Source organism: Campylobacter sp. 2014D-0258, assembly GCF_008000495.1.
GTDB classification, from domain to species: Bacteria; Campylobacterota; Campylobacteria; order Campylobacterales; family Campylobacteraceae; genus Campylobacter_D; species Campylobacter_D jejuni.
The window spans coordinates 1-1,029 of the sequence record NZ_VOAR01000002.1 but is presented as its reverse complement, the minus strand read 5'-3'; the positions used below and the strand labels follow the sequence as shown (position 1 = coordinate 1,029).

1 protein-coding gene is annotated in these 1,029 nt (G+C 29.1%); it reads right to left on the bottom strand.

The genetic code is table 11. The features are described 5' to 3' along the window. The coding region (locus SR62_RS00545; RefSeq protein ID WP_147502218.1) for a motility associated factor glycosyltransferase family protein at positions 1 to 1,029 on the bottom strand (1,029 nt) is incomplete at both ends.

The following is a 1,029-nucleotide window of genomic DNA, read 5'->3' as shown; positions in this document are numbered from 1 at the left end:
AAGGCTGTATAAACTCATCTTCATCTAAAGAGTGATTAAAATTTTCTATATTTTGATAGACTTTTTCTAAAAATTCTAAAGGCAAAAGAAAATCTTTACTGAGTATATTTTCTAAAATTTGTTTTAAAGCTAAGGCATCGTCTAAAAATCTTTTAGCATTATCTTGATCTTTTTGTATTTTTTCTTTGAATTTAACTAGGAGTTTATCACTTCTATTTTTAGTTAAACTTTTTGGAAATTCAAATTTAGGTTTTTCTTTTGTAAGGAGTTTTTCACAACATTCTTTAAAAGAAAGTTCTTCAGTGAAATTAATCCTTGCTCCACCTTCAGTAGCATTGTAAAATTTAGCCTTTTGATCATTGCAAGCAAAAAGATATTCAAGTTTTATACGATAATCATTCCAAGTTATATGGGTTAAAACTTCTCCTTTGCCTCCATAGGCAGGGACTTTAAGTTTATCTATATTTTCTTCACCGCTAAATTTCTCTCCAAAATCAAAACCTTTTGAGTGTGAATTTCCTTCTTCATCAAAGGCTAAATCTTGCCCTATCATAATAATATTTTTAAATCCTAAAGCTAAAGCTAAAGTATAAGAAAAATGACTTACATGAGTACCTGTATCAATATAACCAAAGTCATTAAGGTTAAAGCGTTGATAAATGGCTTTATTTCTTAAAACAATCATACAATTTTCAGCCTTTAAACTATGCACGACATTAGGATGAGTAGCACATGAAAGCACATTTAAAGAAGTTTTATTTTCTTTATTTTGAAAAAATTTCATTGCTAGATCAGTAAAATCTAAATTCGTCACATAATCAGGCACTATGCCTTTTTTCTCAAGCATACTCAAAGCCCCATCAGCACAAAAGATCACTGCTTTTTCTTGATAAGCTTTAAGTAAAGGAAGTTGTTTAGCAAGAGAAGGTCCTGCAGAAACTACTATAGCATTTTCAAATTTGTTTTTTCTTTCACTTAAGATTCTTTGAAAAGGAATGCTTTCAAGCATAAAAGGGATGTTTTGTAAAA